The following is a 17,561-nucleotide window of genomic DNA, read 5'->3' as shown; positions in this document are numbered from 1 at the left end:
AGACACTAAAAACATCAGCAGTTAGAGGCGGCTACCTCACCGTTGACCTAACCGTTGGCCGCGCTAAGGCTAACCTCATTTTAAAGGAGACTGACCTATGTCATTAAAGCAAAAGCTCGTGGCACTGGGGCTTTCTTCTGCTGTCGCGCTGGCTGGGGCTAATTTGATAGCTCCCACCGAAGCGCCGAACGGCGAGCCCATTCTGCACACCTATCTTGATCCGGTGGAAGTTATCACCGCTTGCTTAGGGCACACTGGCCCCGAGCTTGAGATCAACCAGTTTTTTAGCGAGCAGCAATGCATTGAAATGTTCGCCAAGGATTTAGGTAAAGCCGATCGCCAGCTGCGGCGGCTAACGTATCCGGTGCAACTTACCGAAGGTGAGCACGCTGCTTATCTCAGTCTGATTTATAACTTTGGCGCGGGTAACTTTCAAAACTCCACCTTGCGCAAGCTGTTACTGCGCGGCGAACGGGTGGCCGCTTGTCACCAGCTCACCGATGCATGCGGTAAACACGGCTGTAATGGTTTTGTCTATGCCGCTGATATCAAGTTGCCTGGCTTAGTCGAACGCCGCAAAAAAGAACGTAAAATCTGCTTAAAGGATTTATATGTGGAACAAAATCATTAATGCCACGGGCTCGCTGCACCTGTATTTAATCGCAGCGCTCATCATAGTGATAACGCTACTTGGCCTTAGCCTTACCGCCGTTAAAGCTGATCTCGCGTTAAAAAACTCGCAGATTGAAACTGCCGCCGTTAACCAGCGCATGCTGCAAGATGATCTCACGGTTGTCACCGATGAACTGCAAGCGCAGGCCATCGAACGTGACAGGCTTGCTAAGGATTACGCCTTTGTCTTAGCGCTCAATGAACAAACCGCTAAAGCCAAGGCTGAGATTGATCGCCAGCTTGCTGATCAGCGAGCCGCCATTAAAAAACTAAGGACCTCAGCCAATGAACAAACCCGAAGTTGGGCTAATACTGCTGTGCCTGATGATGTTAAGCGGCTGCTCAAGCACGCCGCCTATTGCGCGCACCGTAGTCACCAAGCAGACCCAATATGTGTTACCGCCGCAATCATTAATGAGCCAGTGCCTGCCAGCCGAATGTAGTTCAGATGCTAATGCCGATCTGCCCGATTGCATCATTCAACTCTTAGCCGTGATCGCCAAGTGTGATACCGATTGGCAGAAACTCGAAACATGGCGAATGGAAAAACAGCATGAACAATCCATACATTAATGATGTGACCACTCAAAAATCGCTGACGTTTAGCGCTTATGTATCGTCGCTCATGAGCACAATTGGAGGTGCGTTTACGTTGAATGAAATCGCCATTTTGCTCGGGATATTCTTCGCGCTCGTCACCCTATTAGCCAACGTTTTTTATCAGGAGTTGCGCCGCCGCCGTGAGCAACGTCAAACAGATAAGGACGAACTACGCGCCCAAGAGTTACACCGAGCGGAGATGCAGCTGAAAGCAGCACTGTTAAAACAGGTAGATGAACACCATGGCACGCATTCAACCATCACCACCCGAGCCTGTTCTACTGAGTAAAACCGACCTATGCAAAAGCCTTGAGATCAGCACCCAAGCGTTTGATAAGTGGGACGTGCCAGTGCACAGCAAGCTCGGTCGCGTGTGTTTATACAAAATGGCCGATGTGGTTGGTAACAGAGTTGCCAACGAGCGCAAAAAAACCATCACTAAACCCGATGAAGATGATCCCGATAAGCCAGATATGGACTACGAACGCTGGCGCTTAACTCGGGCACAAGCAATTGGGCAAGAGATTAAAAACGAAAAAGACCTCAAAGAAGTGGTCGAAGTTAGTTTTGCCACCTTTGTGCTAAATCGCATTGCGGCGCAAATTGCCCCAGTGCTCGATCAAATACATATACGGGTAAAACGCAAATTCCCCGACATTCCAGAACGCACAATCGACGCTATCAAAGCGGAGGTAATTAAAAGCCAAAACACCGCCGCCGATCTCGCGGAGGGCATTGAGGGTTTATTAGATGAGTATATCGGCCGCGCAGATTAAAAATCTGAAAGCCGCCGTTGCTGCTGGGCTGCGTTCGTTCTATCGCCCACCCATGCTCACCTGTTCACAATACGCCGACGAGCACTTTTACATGTCGTCGGAGTCCTCTTACACCGAGGGTAAGTGGGAAAGTTTACCGTTTCAAATTGGCATTCTTAATGCCATGGGTAACGACCAAATCAGCACGCTTAACTTAATGAAGTCAGCGCGTGTCGGTTACACCAAAATGCTGATGGCTAACGCTGCTTACAAGATTGAACACAAAAAGCGCAACGTGCTGATCTATCAGCCTCGTGATGGTCAAGCCAAAACCTTCATGAAAAAGCACGTTGAAACGGCGATTCGTGACATTCCCGTTTGGCGCGCGCTTGCACCTTGGATGGGCCGCAAACATAAAGACAGCACGCTAGAAGATAAGATTTTCACCAACGGTAAAACGCTGATGGTGCGCGGTGGTACCGCTGCTGCTAACTATCGCGAAATCTCCACTGATGATGTGATCTACGACGAACTAGCGGGTTTTGATGAATCCATCGAGCACGAAGGTAACGCCACATCGCTTGGTGATACTCGTATCGAACTGTCGATGTTCCCCAAGTCGATTCGCGGTTCAACGCCTAAAGTGCTCGGTACCTGCCAGATTGAAAAAGCCTGTAGCGAATCACCGCACTATTTTAAGTTCAGCTTGCCTTGCCCACACTGTGACGAACTGCAGGATTTAAAGTGGGGTGGCCCTGAAGAAGCCTTTGGCATTAAGTGGAATAAAAACGCCAAGGGAGAACATGACCCAAGCACAGCCTATTATCTGTGTGAGCACTGTGGTTGCTGTATCGAAAACAATCAGCTCGATGATATGGAGCTGCACACAAGCGCGATCTGGATATGCGAAAACACCGGCATCCGCACTAAAGACTTTTTAGACTTTTATGATGCCGACGGAAACGATATCACCACGCCGCCCAATATCTCGATTCATATCTGGTCGGCCTATAACTCGCTCAACAGCTGGGCGAAACTGGTTACTGAGTTCTTTAAAGCTAAAGGCGATAAAGAAAAGCTGCAGACTTTCGTCAACACTAAGCTAGGCCAACCGTGGGATAACGACAACGGCGAGCGCTTAGAGTGGGAAGAATTAGCGAAGCGCCGCGAAATGTACCCGAGTGGCAAAGTGCCTAATTGGGTAGTGTATTTAACGGCAGGTATCGACACCCAAGATAACCGTTACGAAGGCCGTGTTTGGGGTTGGGGTGCGGGTAAAGAGGCGGCGCTAATTGACCGCTTTATTCTCCATGGTGATCCCGCTGATCAAGTTCTTAAAGACAAAGTGGCTGAGCGTATTGCGCAAAGCTATGCCCGTGCCGATGGTGTTGTGCTCAATATTGGCGTAGTGGGTTGGGACTCAGGCGGCCACTATACCGATGACGTTTACGCCATGAGTAAAAAGCTTGGACTAATGCGGGTTATACCCATTAGAGGTGCCAACGTTTACGGCAAGCCGATCGCCAACTTCCCCCGTAAGCGAACCGCCAAAGGCGTGTACTTAACGGAGGTCGGTACCGACAACGCCAAAGAGTTGTTGATGTCGATGTTGCGGATTGCCCCTGATGTGGATGTGCGCAAGCCTGGTGCGATTCACTTTCCGCTAAACGAAGCGGTATGTGATGACGTTGAGCTGCAACAGCTCACCAGCGAACGCAAGGTGCCGGTGCGCCAAAACGGGCGGGTCATCTATAAATGGGACAACCAAAAGCGCCGCAACGAGGCGTTAGATTGTTTCGTTTACGCCTTGGCCGCGTTGTATATCGCGATAGAGAAATTCGGCATTAACCTCGACAAACTTTCACAAGTTACCCCGATCGCCATATCAAGCGACCAACCCAAAGAACCTAAACCCAAAGCCGCAAAACAGGCCAATGCGAATGCTGCTTACCTAAACGGTGGCGGTGGTGGCAGTTCTGGCGGTTGGCTGTAGTTAATGCCAATAAAGCCAAGGATAACAGCATGACCCAAACCCAATGCCAACAGATGATCGATGCGTACTTTAATGCCGAGCTTGATGTGTTAGCAGGCAAGCAAACCACGATCAACGGCAAGACGATGACCACAGAGGACCTAGGCGAAATCCGCAAAGGTCGGCTTGAGTGGGAGCGCCGATTAAATTCCTTTAGTCGGCCACAGGGCGGGGTTAAGTACGCCAGTTTCAACAACTAAAGCCGCATTAATAGGGCACTTATAAAGATATAAGTCGGAGCAACACATGAGCATTATCAATGATGCGCTGGCGATATTTGCCCCGCGTTTAGCATTACAGCGTGAAGCGGCCGCGATGAGCTACCGTAACTTGAAAGGGTATGAAGCCGCCAGCCCAAGCCGCACGCATCGCGCTAAAAAGGAAAGTCGCGGGGCAAACCAAGCGGTATTTGCTGCAGGTAAAAGCCTGCGTGAGCAAGCGCGCTGGCTGGATGAAAATCATGATCTCAGTATCGGTATTCTCGACCGCATGGAAGAACGGGTGATCGGTGCCCAAGGGATTGTGGTTGAACCGCAGCCGCGCAGTATTAGCGGTGAAATCCTTGATGACTTAGCCAACGATATTCAACGCCGTTTCGGTGCATGGTCGCTTAAGTGTGACGTTACTGGCCGCTTTAGTCGCCCTGAATTAGAGCGTTTGGTGTTACGTAGCGCCCTGCGTGATGGTGATGTGTTCGGCCAGCATGTGATGGGTAAAGTGGCTAAGTTCGGCCACCCAAACGAGCAAGGCACTCAATACAGCATTGAAGCGTTAGAGGCCGACTTTATCCCCTACGAGTTAAACGAACCAGCAAAGCGGGTACGCCAAGGGCTAGAGGTTAACGGCTGGGGCCAAGTGGTTAACTATCACGTATTGCTCGATCACCCTGCGGATCAAGTCGGCTTTCGCTACAAAACCAAAGTGATACCCGCATCGAGCATGATGCACTTAGGCTTATTTAAACGCTTGCACCAGCTGCGTGGCGCTTCTTTATTCCACGGCATTTTAACCCGCCTTGGCGATATTAAAGACTATGAGGAATCTGAGCGCGTAGCGGCTCGGATTGCGGCCGCGCTGGCGTTCTACATCAAGCGCGGCGATGCCGCCATGTTTGTTCCTGACTCAAGTGGTGAATCGTCAAGCCGCGAAATCCCCATTGCACCTGGCATGACCTTCGATGATCTCAAGCCCGGTGAAGATGTTGGCATGATTGAATCCAATCGGCCTAATGTGCACTTAGTTGATTTTCGTAATGGCCAATTAAAAGCCGCCGCAGCTGGTACCCGTGGCAGCTATTCCAGCATTGCCCGTGACTACAAAGGCAGTTATTCAAGCCAGCGCCAAGAGCTGGTTGAGCAAGACGAATCCAACCGCATTATGCAGCAGTGGTTTTGTGCTGGCTGGTCGCGGCCTGTGTTCCGCAATTTTCTCAAAATGGAAATGCACAACAAGCAGGACCCATTAGTGCTACCGCCTGATCTCGACATGCGCACCTTATTTGATGCCGTGTACTACGGGCCCACCATGCCATGGATTGACCCACGCAAAGAGGCCGAAGGCTGGGAAATGATGATCGCTGCCAACGTCGCAACCGAGGCCGATTGGACTCGCGCCCGTGGCCGTAATCCTGCAGAAGTAAAACGCCAGCGTAAGCGTGAGGTGGATTACAACCGCGAAAACAACATGGTCACGGCCAATGACCCCGACCCCTCGCTAGGAGATCCTAACAGTGAAAAAGACCCCAATAGCATCAGCAATGCTAAGCGCAATGCTGCCAAGCGGAGCGCTGAGCGTGCCCGTCGCAACGCTGAACCAGAGTAATAAACCCGCCAATAGCTGGTATAGCCTCAAAGCCCAAAACGGTAATGCCGAGTTAATGATCTATGACGAGATTGGCGGCTGGGGCATTAGTGCGCAACAGTTCGCCCGTGATCTACAGGGCCTAGGCAAAGTGGGCACCATTACCGCCCGTATTCATTCGCCAGGCGGCGATGTATTCGAAGGCATGGCGATTTACAACATGATCAAAGGCCACCCAGCGCACAAAGTTTGCTACATCGATGGCCTTGCAGCTTCGATGGCCAGTGTGATTGCCATGGCTTTTGATGAAGTCATCATGCCTGAAAACGCCATGATGATGGTGCATAAGCCTTGGGGCGGAACTCTCGGTGATGCCGAAGATATGCGCAAATACGCCGACTTGCTCGATAAGGTTGAAGGCAATTTAGTGGGCGCCTACCAACACAAAACAGGCTTGTCAGAAGATGAACTCCACGCTCTGTTAGCCGCTGAAACTTGGCTAACTGGGCGCGAAGCAGTGGAAAAAGGTTTTGCCAACACCCTCACCGATCCGCTGCAAATGGCGGCATCACTTAATTCAAAACGTCTTAAGGATTTTACTAATATGCCTGAAGCTCTCAAAAACCTGTTTGCACCGCAGGGTAACAGTGCTCCCAACCCACTCGTGCCAGCACCAGCAGCACCTAATGCTCAGTTGCCTGCGCCTGCAGCAACACAACCTGATACCACAGCTATTCAAGCGGCTGCGATTGCGTTTAATACTGAGCGTATGAACGGTATCAATGCGGCATTTACTTTCTTTCCTGAGTTAGCAGAGTTACGTAATCAGTGTATTGCCGATGCCAACATCAATGCTGATAAAGCCAAAGACATGATCTTGGCAAAGTTGGGTGAGAACACTACGCCGTGCGCCGTGCAGCCTAAAAGTGTCATTATTCATGCCAGCAACGGTAACATCGTGGGTGATTCAATTCGTGCTCAGTTAATGGCGCGTTCCGGCCATACAAAAGCTGAAGCTAGCAACAACTATTCGAGCTACTCCATGCTTGAGTTGGCACGCGCTTCACTGTTGGATCGCGGCATTGGTTGCGCTGGATTTAACAAAATGGAGATGGTCGGCTTAGCCTTTACCCACAGTTCAAGCGACTTTGGCAATATCCTGTTAGATGTCGCTAATAAGTCAGTGTTAATGGGCTGGGAAACCGCCGAAGAAACCTTCGAGCGTTGGACCAAAAAAGGTCAACTAGGCAACTTTAATATCGCCAAACGTATCGGCCTTGGTGACTTTAATAGCCTGCGCCAAGTGCGTGAAGGTGCGGAATACAAGTACGTCACCGTTGGCGACCATGCGCAACAAATCGCGCTGGCTACCTATGGCGAGTTGTTCAGCATTACCCGTCAGGCCATTATCAACGACGATATGAGTATGTTGACTGATATCCCAATGAAAATGGGCTTTGCCGCCAAAGGCACCATTGGCGATTTGGTATATGCGGTATTAACCAAAAACCCCGCAATGGCTGATGGCAAAACGCTGTTCCATAATGAACACGGCAACTTAGGTTCCGGTGCGCCAAGTGTGGCGGCCCTCGATGCCAATCGCATGTTAATGCGTAAGCAAAAATCGGGTAATCGCCACCTGAATATTCGCCCTGAGTTTGTACTGTGCCCTGTAGCGCTTGAAACTACGTTTAACCAGATCATTAAGTCCAGTTCTGTTAAAGGTGCCGATGTGAATTCAGGTATTGCTAACCCAATTCAAAACTTTGCCGAAGTGATTGCTGAGCCTCGTTTAGATGATAACAGCGCGGTGCAGTGGTTCCTTTCTGCGGGCCAAGGCCGTGACACTATCGAGGTGGCTTACCTCGACGGTATCGATACACCTTACATCGAGCAGCAACAGGGCTTCACTATCGACGGCGTAGCCACCAAAGTGCGCATCGATGCGGGTGTGGCGCCGCTTGATTATCGTGGCTTGGTGAAATCAACAGGCGTGTAAACAGCGCTAAACCGACATAAATGGGCTATCAAACGATGGCCCTTTTTTATTCAGTTTTGTTTTTAAGCAGGAACACTCTCATGAAAAATTATGTGCAAGATGGCAAGACCATCAGCTTTACGCCCACCGCCGCAGTTGCCAGTGGTGAAGCGGTATTACTGGCCACATTGTTAGTTGTGGCGATTGGCGCCATTGCCGCCGATACCGAAGGTACAGGCGTCACCGAAGGCGTGTTTGAGCTACCTAAAAAATCCACAGATGTGCTCGCAGTTGGCGCAGCCGTGTATTGGGACGACACCGCTAACGAAATCACATCACTCGACACGGGTAACACCTTAGCTGGCAAAGTATGGGCTGCTGCGGCAAATCCATCTACCAGCGTCTGGGTGAAAATCAATGCCTAACGTTGGCAACCACTTTGCCGATCGCGTGCGGGGTAAAATGGTGCGGCTGTTTCAGCGTTTGGCTGATCCGTGCCTTTTTACCCCAAGCGATGGCTCTGCGCCATATACTCGTCTGGTGAGTTTGGATGATAACGGTGCTGAAATTGCGGCCTCGTCTAATGAATATATTCCCGAGCTAATCAGTCGTGCCGAGTTTTTACAATCCGAAGGGGCGGTAAATTCTGGTGATGAGTTTGCGATAGGTGAGGGCATTAGCGCCCAGCAAGGACGGCTCACCCAAAGGGTAAGCATGGATTCAGTCAGCGTGACCTTTATCTATATTCCACTTTAGCGATCATCGGAGCTCAGCTATGGCAAAAATAAAAATTGAAGGGCTTAAAGAAGTCACCAATGAGCTAAACCGCATCCGCAATCAGATGACGCCCAATATCAACAAGGCGCTTGAAGAGACGGGGCCATTTGCCAAAAAGTTAGCTGTAAATGCGATTTTCAAAAAGTATGGTTATAAATCTAGGGACTACATTGATGAGAGAGTAACAGTCAGTGTTCATCCTCATGATTTAAATGTATTTATATCAGCTCGTTATGAAGCTAGTTCATTGTCACGCTTTGGCTTGAAAATGAATAAAGGCTTTATGGTCAACACCATAAGAACGCAAAAGATATGGTTTAAAGGCGCCTTTACTATCATCGGCAAAAATGGCAACACGGTGATGTTCACTCGTAAACGCGGCGATAACTCTTGGCGTTTTCTTGATAAAGATAGAGCGGAAGAAGCAGGTACAGCAATTCCTAAACCCAAATACGGCCCTTCAGTCGCGGGTAGTTTTAAAAGTGTGTTACCAGACATTGAAGCGCCAATTATTAAGCATCTACGCGAACGCTACGGCCACCACGCTAGCCGTTAACTAAGAGACAACCCCAATGATCCAAGCAATCTTAGACCGCCTCGCGCTGGTTGACGGCGCAACTGTACGTGAAGGTTTTTATGTGCAGTCCATTGCCAAAGAAAGAAAGTTCATCTTTTTGCAGCCTTATACCGATGCCTTTGACGCTAAAAATGGCATTGATAAATATAAGGATGATCTGGTGCTGCAAGTGGTTGCTGGCGTAAAGCTCGCTAAAAATCCGCAACCAACCAGTGAGCTAATCAACCTCGTTCGCGCTATTCGTGAAGCCTTCTATAAAGATGAACGCTTTACAGAGAAACCTAGCTGGTTGCCCTCGGTGATTAGCTTTAAAGAGTCAGAGCCCTGCAAGTACATCATGCCCGAAGCCCATGAAGAACACGGCCTAGCGGTGTTCACCTTATCCCTTGTTAATACCGTTAAATTTGGAGACTCACTATGAGTGAAATAGTAACCGAAAGTTACATCGGCTCAGCGATCGTCTATATCGATGGCCGTGACTGTGGCAACGTGAGCGGCGTAAAGCTCGCTATCGAACAAGAAACCAAATCCTTGCCCAATTACCGTGGTGGCGGAGGTTATGCCGATGAAGTCACGTTGATTAAATCCGTAAAATTAAGTGCGACCTTTTACGATTTTAACAACGAGAACTTAGCGCTAGCTATGCGCGGTAAGATTGATGTATTAACTGCAACACCCGTCGCAGATGAAGAAATTATCGCTGTGCTCGATGGCTTAGCGCAAACCGCAAAAATGATTGATACCAGTATCGCCCCTGTTGTTAAAAATGAAGCGGGTGATGTGACTTATGTACTTGATGAAGATTATGTTGTCAGTGCCGCAGGTATCCGCGCGTTATCGACTGGCGCCATTACAGCAGGCCAAACATTAACCATTGGCTACACCAGCCAAGCGGGTAATGCGTTGCAGGCATTAACGGAATCAGGCAAAACGGTCAGTGTGGTTGTTGACGGTATTAACGACTCAACCGGTAAACCGTGGATGCTGAAGTTTTATAAGTGGAAGCCCACACCCACATCAGGCTTAGACTTGATCGGTACCGATTACGGTAGCTTCGATATTGAAGGTGCTGTACTCGCTGACAGCTCAATTGTTGCCACGGGTAAGTCTAAGTTCTTCGTCCGTAGCGCAGCATAAGTCGAAAGATTGTTCCCAATAGCCCACAGCATGTGATCCATGTGCTGTGGGCTTTTATTTTGGTTTGTTAATTCCTATCAATCGGTGATGCCATGAGTTTTAAAGATCAAGAAGTGAATTTAATTATTCAAGGCAAAGATCTGTTTTCTGCTGAGGCCAAAAAGTCTGAGCAAGCGTTGCAGGAGTTGGGGCGCGAAAGCGAAAAGCTCAATGAGCAACTTGATGATTTAAAACGCCAGCAAGAGGCGATTAAGGCGATCGATTCGCTTACTGAGTCTATCAATAAGGGCGAACGCGCCTATGTTGATAACGCCCAAGCGCTCGATAAGTTAAAGAAAGAGCAGAAGCAGGCTAATACTGAGGCAAAAAACCTTGAGAAATCGCAGCAAGATGCGGCTGCCTCAACGGCTAAGCTTGAAACTGAATACAGCCAAACTGCGGCGCAGTTGGCTAGCTATGATAGCCAACTTGCCTCCGCTCGCGCCGAAGTTGAGCGTTTAACCACGACTCAAAATAAAGGTGCACAGGCCAGCCAAGCACAAGCAAAGGCATTATCCGCGGCTAAAACAGATTTGCAGCAGCTTGAAGCGGTCCAAAAAAATACCGCCACCAGTGCGACCAAGTTGGCAAACGAGCTTGAGCAAGAACGTAGCGAATTAACGCGCTTAGGTACCGAAGTTGAAAAGGCTGGCCGTTATAAAGCCGAATATGCACTTAAAGTTAAAACGGCCAGCAATGAGCTAACTAACCTTGGCAGAAGCCTTGGCAGCAATAAAGCGCAATTAGATAAACAGCAAGCTGTGCTGAATAAAGCCGGTATTGATATGGGTAAGCTGGCCGATGCCAGTCAAGAATTAAAAACCAAACAAGCTGGCGCAGAAGCCGCGCTTAAAGGGGTTAACGATAAATTAGCGCAGCACGATAGGTTATTGGTTGAGTCTAAAAACTCGGCCAAGGTCGCCAATGCGCAAACTGACCTCACCACCAAGGCGGTGAGCACGCTGGCTAAGGCTTATGCGGTATTGCTGTCGGCACAGCAGGCGGTGCAAACGGTAAAAAGTGGCGTTGAAAACTACGGTGAGTTAGAAGCCGCCATTACTAAGGTTGAAAAAACCACCAACCTTGCCCGTGATACTGTGGTGAAAATGGCCGATGAGCTTAAAAACCTCAGCGAAAACGTCACCCCTACCAGCACGAATGAGCTGCTGCGCATGGCGGAAGTGGCGGGCCAGTTAGGCACTAAATCGACTGAAGATATTCTCAGCTTGGTGGCTGCGGCTGATGCGTTGGGGTTATCAACCAACTTAGCCGGCGATGAAGCGGCAACCATGCTGGCCAGAATTTTAGGGATGACTCAAGAAGGTATCCCTGAGATCCATAATTTATCCTCGGCTGTGGTAGCGCTTGGTAACGACTTTGCGATTACCGAAGCTGATATTGTGCAGATGACCAAGGAGATTGTTTCTGGTACCCGTGAAATTAACTTGGGTTCTGCTGCGGCTGCGGCATTTGGTACTACGCTGGCAGAGTTAGGCCAACCAGCTGAACGTTCGCGAACGGCTATGCAACGCCTTGGCGCTGAGATTAACGAAGCGAGCAAAAAAGGCGGCGATTCACTTGAGCGATTAACTAAGATTACCGGGCTAACTGCTAAGCAGATTGAGCAAGATCTCGGTGACGCGCCTGAAAAGGTATTGGTTAAATTCCTTGAAGGCTTACAAAAGGTTAAGGCCGAAGGCGGATTAGTCTCTGATGCCCTTAAATCGATGGGCATTGATGGCACTGAGGCTACAGGCGTTCTCAGTGTATTAGCGGATGGTACAGATCGTTTAAAAGTTGCATTAGAGCTTAGCAATAAAGCCTATGCCGCTGGCGATTACCACATGAAGGAAGCGATTAAAGCTTACTCTACACAAGAATCAGCATTAGGTCGTCTATCTAACAAATTCCACACCCTAACTACCGATATCGGTGAAGCATTTTCGTATGATACTGATCTTGCTATTCGTGGTACAGGTGATGCCATCGATAAGGTGCGGGAGGATGTTGTTAATTTGGTAGAGAGACTACCAGAATTAGTTAGCGGTTTTGTGGAGCTCGCGAAGGCAGCCAATGATTTTGTGGAGACGTTCTCTGACGACAAGGTAGGCCTATTTGAAAAAGCATTCGATAGAATAAAGCTCGGTATTAATTCGCTGTCTTTATCATTCAAGGTGGTAACTCTTAGTGCGCAGCAAGCATTATTAGATGTCGTAAGTATTAAAAATAAAGTTGCTGAATTTGGCGGTTTAAAAATAGACACCACATTTATCGATAATCTTCGAATCAAAATGAGGGAAACCGAAAAAAGCATAGAACAAGATCATAAAGATATGGCTGCCGCTGCCGCTCGTATGGCAGGTGAATCTTCAATTGCGTATGAAAAACTGCTAGATGCATCAGATAAATATAAAGGTGCAATTAATAAATTAAGTACAGAACAGCAAGCTAGTTTAAAAAATATCATTGATAGTAATAAATATAATGCTGATTCTGAAAAAATATACCGTGATTTAACTTCGGCTATTGTACTTGCCAATCGTGAGCTTGAACTTGAGGCCGAGTTTAAAAATAACGCTGCTGAGGCCAGTAAGAAAAAGGCAGAGGCAGATAAGCAAGGTGCTGAGGCTGCGAGTGCGCTTGCCGTTAGTCAGTCAAAGATGAATACCTCTACTGAACAGTATTCTGTCACAGTGAAGGAGGCAATGGCTCGGCAAGCTGAACTAAATCAGCTACATGATAAAGGGCTTATTTCAACAGAAACATTGAATAACATGACCAAGCTGCTCAATGCATCGGTCAAGGATTACAACGTAGAAGTTGATAAAAGTAATACTAAAACCCTCACTCAAACTGATTTAACTAATGCATTTCTTATTCAGCGCAAAGCGCTACAAGCGCAGTACGAAAAGGGTTTGCTGACCGAAAAAGAACTGAATATTTCACTGCAAGAGTTAGCTGCATCACACACTAAAGCCGTTGAGCAGTCGAACAAATCCATTGCTGCGACAGGGTTGTTGTCTGATGCCCAGCTAGACTTGCAAGAAAAAATATTAAGGACCGAGAAAGAGGTTCGTGATCTTGAAGCGGCTTTAAAAGATGACAGTAAGGCCTCGGCTGAACTGACTATCATCAAGGCTAAGTTGGCTAAGGAAGAAGCCAACTTAGCTGATCTGAAGCGCGAGTCTGTTGAGCTATCCAAGATAGAGAACGCGACCTATGTTGAACTGTTGATATTGCAGCGTGACTATGAAGCGCAGCTTGAAGCATTGGATCGAAATTTCAGGGCGGGTTTATTAACTAAGCAAGAGTACGATGCTCAATCACAAATACTCAAAGGGACGTTGAGTGAAGTTAATAAAGTGGTGGGTGAAAGCAGTAAAAAGACAGATGAAAATACCGAGGCAACGAAGGAAAACACTAAGGCCACTAAGGATAATACTGCCGCTGGTATTGAAAATGCTAAAGTTATCGCGGAACAATTAAGTACGATTGATAACTTTAGGGGAAGTGCTGCCGCCACTCGTGATGTGATTGTTTCGCTGAATACCGAATATGATTACTCAAATGCCACTATCCAAGCAATGACCGAAAGGTTAGCGCAATTGGATAATCAAATTGCGGGTGCTGATCAAAAACGCGAACGACGTGAAATCAATAATGCCATTCGGATGCGTGATTGGGTCACTCAAATCGAGAGTGGCTCACTCAGCTTGCAAGAGCTAGGTGAACTTGCTGATCTCGCTAATAACTCTGTTGTAAGGCTTTCTGACAATCAGCTTGTTCCGCTCAACAAAGCGATCGATGAAGCCCGTTCACGCTTTAGAGAATTGGCCGATGAAATTAATAAAACCACAATGGATATTCAAGACCGGCTCGATACCGCTTTGGGCAACCAGAAGGATATTGCTGAGCGTAAATTTGCTAATGAGCTAAAGGAAGTGAACGATTTAATCACCACAGCTCAAGCATACGGTGATAGTCAGCTCATCAATAAACTGCAAAAAAGTCTTAGTGATCTTAAGCAGGCACAAGACTTAGAACGTAAGGCCCTGCAGGCCCAGCAAGCAACCGATAAGCAAAGCGCTGCCGAGGCGAAGAAGCAAGCCGAAGCCAGTGCCGCGACTGCTAAAACTACCGCTCAAAATCAAGCAACCGCTACCGTTAACACGCAAGCCAATACCCAAACCAGCACGCAATCTGTCGCTAACACTTCAGATATGCAAGTGCTGCAACTGCAGGTTGGCAATAGCACCTTTAATGCCCAAATGAAGCGCAGCTTAGTGACTGAATTATTAGCCGAAGTTAAACGCCTGCAATCTGTTGGCGGTTAGCCAATCCTGTTATTCGCCCCAATTAATCAAAGGTCCCTATGACAACCATCGATAGCATCGATATCGCGGTGGATTTGCTGTGGCTAAACCGCGACAACACACCCCGCGTGGCGGCCAATATGAAGCGCGCCTTAAACGGTGCGCCATTGGTGCAGCAAACCATTATCCCAGCCGGTATTGCCATGGAGTTAGGCACCAAATCGGGATGGATGCTGCGCACTGAGTTTGAACAACTAAAAGCCCATGCCGCCACCACATTAGCTGCCTTCACGTTGGCCTATGAAGGCACCAGTTATAACGTGGTTTGGGATAACACTGCAGGCTCGCCCACAACGGGTGAGGATTTATTTGACGAAGTTGGCGGGTTTGAAAAGCTCACTAACGTGGTTCTTAAGTTTCTGACTTTATAGGCTATCTATGGAAATCTCTCGCGCTGATTTAAAAGTATTCAAACCAGAGCAATTGGGCTCAAGCGATGATGCGGGTGGACAACGTACCAAGCTGGCGGTTGAGTCTGGCAAGCTAAACGAACTGTTTCGCGCTATTTCTGACATAGATCACGCGCAATCAGCGGTTGATATTGTGAAGTGTTACCCTGCACTCGATACCCCTGATACATCGATTTTGCTCGATGGTCATGTGTTCATTAGCCAAAAGCCAACCGATGATCTAGTCAGTTTATTGATCGCAGAGGCAGCCACATTAGACGATGCTGACCGCATGACAGATATGGTTGAGATTCTGGAATCATCTGTTCGTGCTGGCCAGTTGATCCGCAATCGACTGATTGGCTTTCTTGAAGGGCAAGACACCTTTCCTAAGTCGTATCTGCAATCTAGTTATATGTTTAATGGGACTGAGTATTGGTCGAACGTCACATTACTGCAGGGACAAACCGTTGTTATTTCTGTTGAGTACCCTGGTGCCGAAAGTGCTCTTTATCCACGGTTTGAGCATTTCTGCCAAATTCAAGAAACGGTTACTGGCGGTCCCACAGGCATAGTGAAGTTTAAGCCTGCCATTCCGTTTATCACTCCTAATTACGATATAACAATCAACGGTGAGTCAGGCTGTACCAAGTTGCGTTACACCAGTGATAACGATGGAATTAAATATCATGGCGTAACCAAACTTACTGCGGCCTCAACAACCAACACTTTGGCTGTTGAATCGACTCAAACTGAATTGCTACCAAAAGTAAAAACGGTTAATCCACTGACAGGTAAAAGTATTGTTGAGAGTGGTAATGGTGATGTGCCCAGTACCGTTATCAAAAACAATGTTTCACAGCCTTATATTTACGGTCAATTTACCTATATTTTTGAAGTGCCTGATATTTTAAATAATGACTTTGTTAATGAGGTTTTGGGTTTTAAGCCAAGAATAACGGCGGCAAATTTTTCCTATTGGAATATCAGCATTACAGGGACAACTATCACAGCTAATACATCTGGCCTTATGCCTGGTCTAGACTCGCTGACAATTGAATATATCTCCGCTGCAAAATATGGCTTGTATGGCAGCGCAAGCGTATTCCCTGATTTTAAAAAGATATCACTTGGTACCACTAAAATGGTGCTGACATTCTTAAACTCTGCCCATGGCAGCGTCAGCATGATAGAAACGTCTAGCGGTAACTTCGTCAGTGGTGGTGTGCGTTTGGCACAGCTTGATTACCATACTGGCGCAGTAACTAAGTTCCTTGATGCCCGTGGTGACTTCACTGTGCATTATGACTGTTTGATTGAGGAGTCGACTTCCTCTGCCAATACCGTCAGCTTTGCACTCGCCACCGACAGCCCTATTTATGACACCTTTTATGTCACCATTAGCAACGCTGCAGGTGACACCCTGCTATCGGGCTCAAGTGACAACTCAGGTGTGATCACCGGCTTAGGTATTACTGGCAATATCACAGATGCAAATGTGCAGCTTACTTTTAGCCAAGCCGTGGACTTAACCACGCTACGCTATGACATTAGTGAGACTGTCACACTTTCACCACCACCCGAGTTATACGGCCTTAATCCATTGCGGATTAAGAACGGCGGGGTGGTGAATGCATTCACCGCATGGAACACGATTTCGGTGCAACAGACTGAAATACAGGTATTGAGCAGCCCAGCGCCAGCCCAAACCTATAACGCTCGCGCCAATGCACGCTTTGTTGATATTACCGATGCTGAGGGTAAATCACTTTGGACGCTGGCCAATAACCATTACACATGGGTTAAGGCGACAGGTGTTGTCACTCTCAATAGCGATTTTACGGGCTTTACCGCGCCATTCATTCTCACCGATACCATTGGCGAAATTGCGCTAGTAACAGACGTACAAGAGCAAGCCTTAATCCTTGCTTCCCCTCTGAGTCAAAGCTATCCCATTGGTGCCAATGTATCGAGTGTGCAAAATTTGGGAGACTTACAGGCCCGTATCGGCACTGTGCGGGATATGACGGCATGGGCTAACAATTGGGACCTAGATGGTTCACCCGCCACAGGCAACATGAATACCGTTGATTTCCCCATCGAGGTTCGTAACGACACTGCAGTAAACGAGGACTGGGTATTGATCTTCACCAGTGCAACCGCATTCCGCTGTGTTGGTCGTCGCCTCGGTCAAATTGCGACTGGCGACACACTTAATGACTTTGCACCTGTCAACCCGCTAACCCTGCAGCCGTACTTCATTATTCGTTCTGGCGCATTTGGTGGTGGCTGGCAAGCGGGCGAGGCCATTCGTTTTATGAGTTATGCCGCAAGTAAACCCGTCATGCTATTGCGCACAGTGCAAAGCGGTCACAGTCAAATCACCACCGACCGCGCCGTGCTCGCGTTCCGTGGCAATGAATCTTAATAGG

At 48.1% G+C, this 17,561-nt stretch carries 17 protein-coding genes; all 17 read left to right on the top strand.

Annotated elements, in window-relative coordinates; genetic code table 11:
- The first annotated feature begins 97 nt into the window (after positions 1-97).
- The 17 genes from AC5YB3_RS06370 to AC5YB3_RS06290 all read left to right on the top strand — a co-directional run bounded on the left by AC5YB3_RS06370 (position 98) and on the right by AC5YB3_RS06290 (position 17,557).
- On the top strand, positions 98-631 hold the full coding sequence (locus AC5YB3_RS06370; protein ID WP_494526775.1) for a lysozyme: 534 nt from the start codon (positions 98-100) through the stop codon (positions 629-631).
- On the top strand, positions 612-1,115 hold the full coding sequence (locus AC5YB3_RS06365) for a hypothetical protein (RefSeq protein ID WP_494526774.1): 504 nt from the start codon (positions 612-614) through the stop codon (positions 1,113-1,115). The genes AC5YB3_RS06370 and AC5YB3_RS06365 overlap by 20 nt, the downstream gene beginning before the upstream one ends.
- On the top strand, positions 997-1,245 hold the full coding sequence (lysC, locus tag AC5YB3_RS06360; protein WP_227257123.1) for an Rz1-like lysis system protein LysC: 249 nt from the start codon (positions 997-999) through the stop codon (positions 1,243-1,245). Before AC5YB3_RS06365 ends, lysC begins: the two co-directional genes overlap by 119 nt.
- Positions 1,226-1,561 (top strand): HP1 family phage holin, encoded by a 336-nt coding sequence (locus AC5YB3_RS06355; RefSeq protein WP_012586805.1) that lies wholly within the window; start codon positions 1,226-1,228, stop codon positions 1,559-1,561. Before lysC ends, AC5YB3_RS06355 begins: the two co-directional genes overlap by 20 nt.
- Positions 1,515-2,048 carry a terminase small subunit gene (locus AC5YB3_RS06350; RefSeq protein ID WP_494526773.1) on the top strand — a complete coding sequence of 178 codons (534 nt, stop codon included), beginning with the start codon at positions 1,515-1,517 and terminating at the stop codon, positions 2,046-2,048. Before AC5YB3_RS06355 ends, AC5YB3_RS06350 begins: the two co-directional genes overlap by 47 nt.
- Complete coding sequence (locus tag AC5YB3_RS06345) at positions 2,023-4,020, top strand: phage terminase large subunit family protein (RefSeq protein WP_494526772.1); 1,998 nt, start codon at positions 2,023-2,025, stop codon at positions 4,018-4,020. Before AC5YB3_RS06350 ends, AC5YB3_RS06345 begins: the two co-directional genes overlap by 26 nt.
- A gap of 29 nt (positions 4,021-4,049) precedes the next feature.
- Entirely contained in the window at positions 4,050-4,259 is a 210-nt protein-coding gene (locus AC5YB3_RS06340) for a DUF6148 family protein (protein ID WP_494526771.1), read from the top strand.
- Positions 4,260-4,305: 46 nt separating this feature from the next.
- Positions 4,306-5,880 (top strand): phage portal protein, encoded by a 1,575-nt coding sequence (locus AC5YB3_RS06335; RefSeq protein ID WP_012196682.1) that lies wholly within the window; start codon positions 4,306-4,308, stop codon positions 5,878-5,880.
- On the top strand, positions 5,789-7,858 hold the full coding sequence (locus AC5YB3_RS06330; RefSeq protein ID WP_494526770.1) for a ClpP-like prohead protease/major capsid protein fusion protein: 2,070 nt from the start codon (positions 5,789-5,791) through the stop codon (positions 7,856-7,858). The genes AC5YB3_RS06335 and AC5YB3_RS06330 overlap by 92 nt, the downstream gene beginning before the upstream one ends.
- An 80-nt stretch (positions 7,859-7,938) precedes the next feature.
- Positions 7,939-8,262 (top strand): DUF2190 family protein, encoded by a 324-nt coding sequence (locus AC5YB3_RS06325; RefSeq protein WP_494526769.1) that lies wholly within the window; start codon positions 7,939-7,941, stop codon positions 8,260-8,262.
- Complete coding sequence (locus AC5YB3_RS06320; RefSeq protein WP_494526768.1) at positions 8,255-8,593, top strand: hypothetical protein; 339 nt, start codon at positions 8,255-8,257, stop codon at positions 8,591-8,593. The genes AC5YB3_RS06325 and AC5YB3_RS06320 overlap by 8 nt, the downstream gene beginning before the upstream one ends.
- 19 nt (positions 8,594-8,612) lie before the next feature.
- Entirely contained in the window at positions 8,613-9,170 is a 558-nt protein-coding gene (locus AC5YB3_RS06315) for a hypothetical protein (protein ID WP_494526767.1), read from the top strand.
- 16 nt (positions 9,171-9,186) lie between these two features.
- Positions 9,187-9,612 carry a hypothetical protein gene (locus tag AC5YB3_RS06310; RefSeq protein WP_494526766.1) on the top strand — a complete coding sequence of 142 codons (426 nt, stop codon included), beginning with the start codon at positions 9,187-9,189 and terminating at the stop codon, positions 9,610-9,612.
- A complete protein-coding gene (locus AC5YB3_RS06305) occupies positions 9,609-10,328 on the top strand; it encodes a phage tail tube protein (RefSeq protein WP_106649474.1) in 720 nt (239 codons plus the stop codon). Before AC5YB3_RS06310 ends, AC5YB3_RS06305 begins: the two co-directional genes overlap by 4 nt.
- A gap of 92 nt (positions 10,329-10,420) precedes the next feature.
- On the top strand, positions 10,421-14,701 hold the full coding sequence (locus tag AC5YB3_RS06300; RefSeq protein ID WP_494526765.1) for a phage tail tape measure protein: 4,281 nt from the start codon (positions 10,421-10,423) through the stop codon (positions 14,699-14,701).
- Between the two features lie 38 nt (positions 14,702-14,739).
- Positions 14,740-15,111, top strand: a complete 372-nt coding sequence (locus AC5YB3_RS06295) for a hypothetical protein (protein WP_494526764.1) — start codon at positions 14,740-14,742, stop codon at positions 15,109-15,111.
- Positions 15,112-15,118: 7 nt separating this feature from the next.
- Positions 15,119-17,557, top strand: a complete 2,439-nt coding sequence (locus AC5YB3_RS06290) for a hypothetical protein (RefSeq protein ID WP_494526763.1) — start codon at positions 15,119-15,121, stop codon at positions 17,555-17,557.
- Positions 17,558-17,561 lie beyond the last annotated feature (4 nt).

The organism is Shewanella sp. 1311, assembly GCF_059338235.1.
This window is presented reverse-complemented; position numbering and strand designations above follow the sequence as displayed.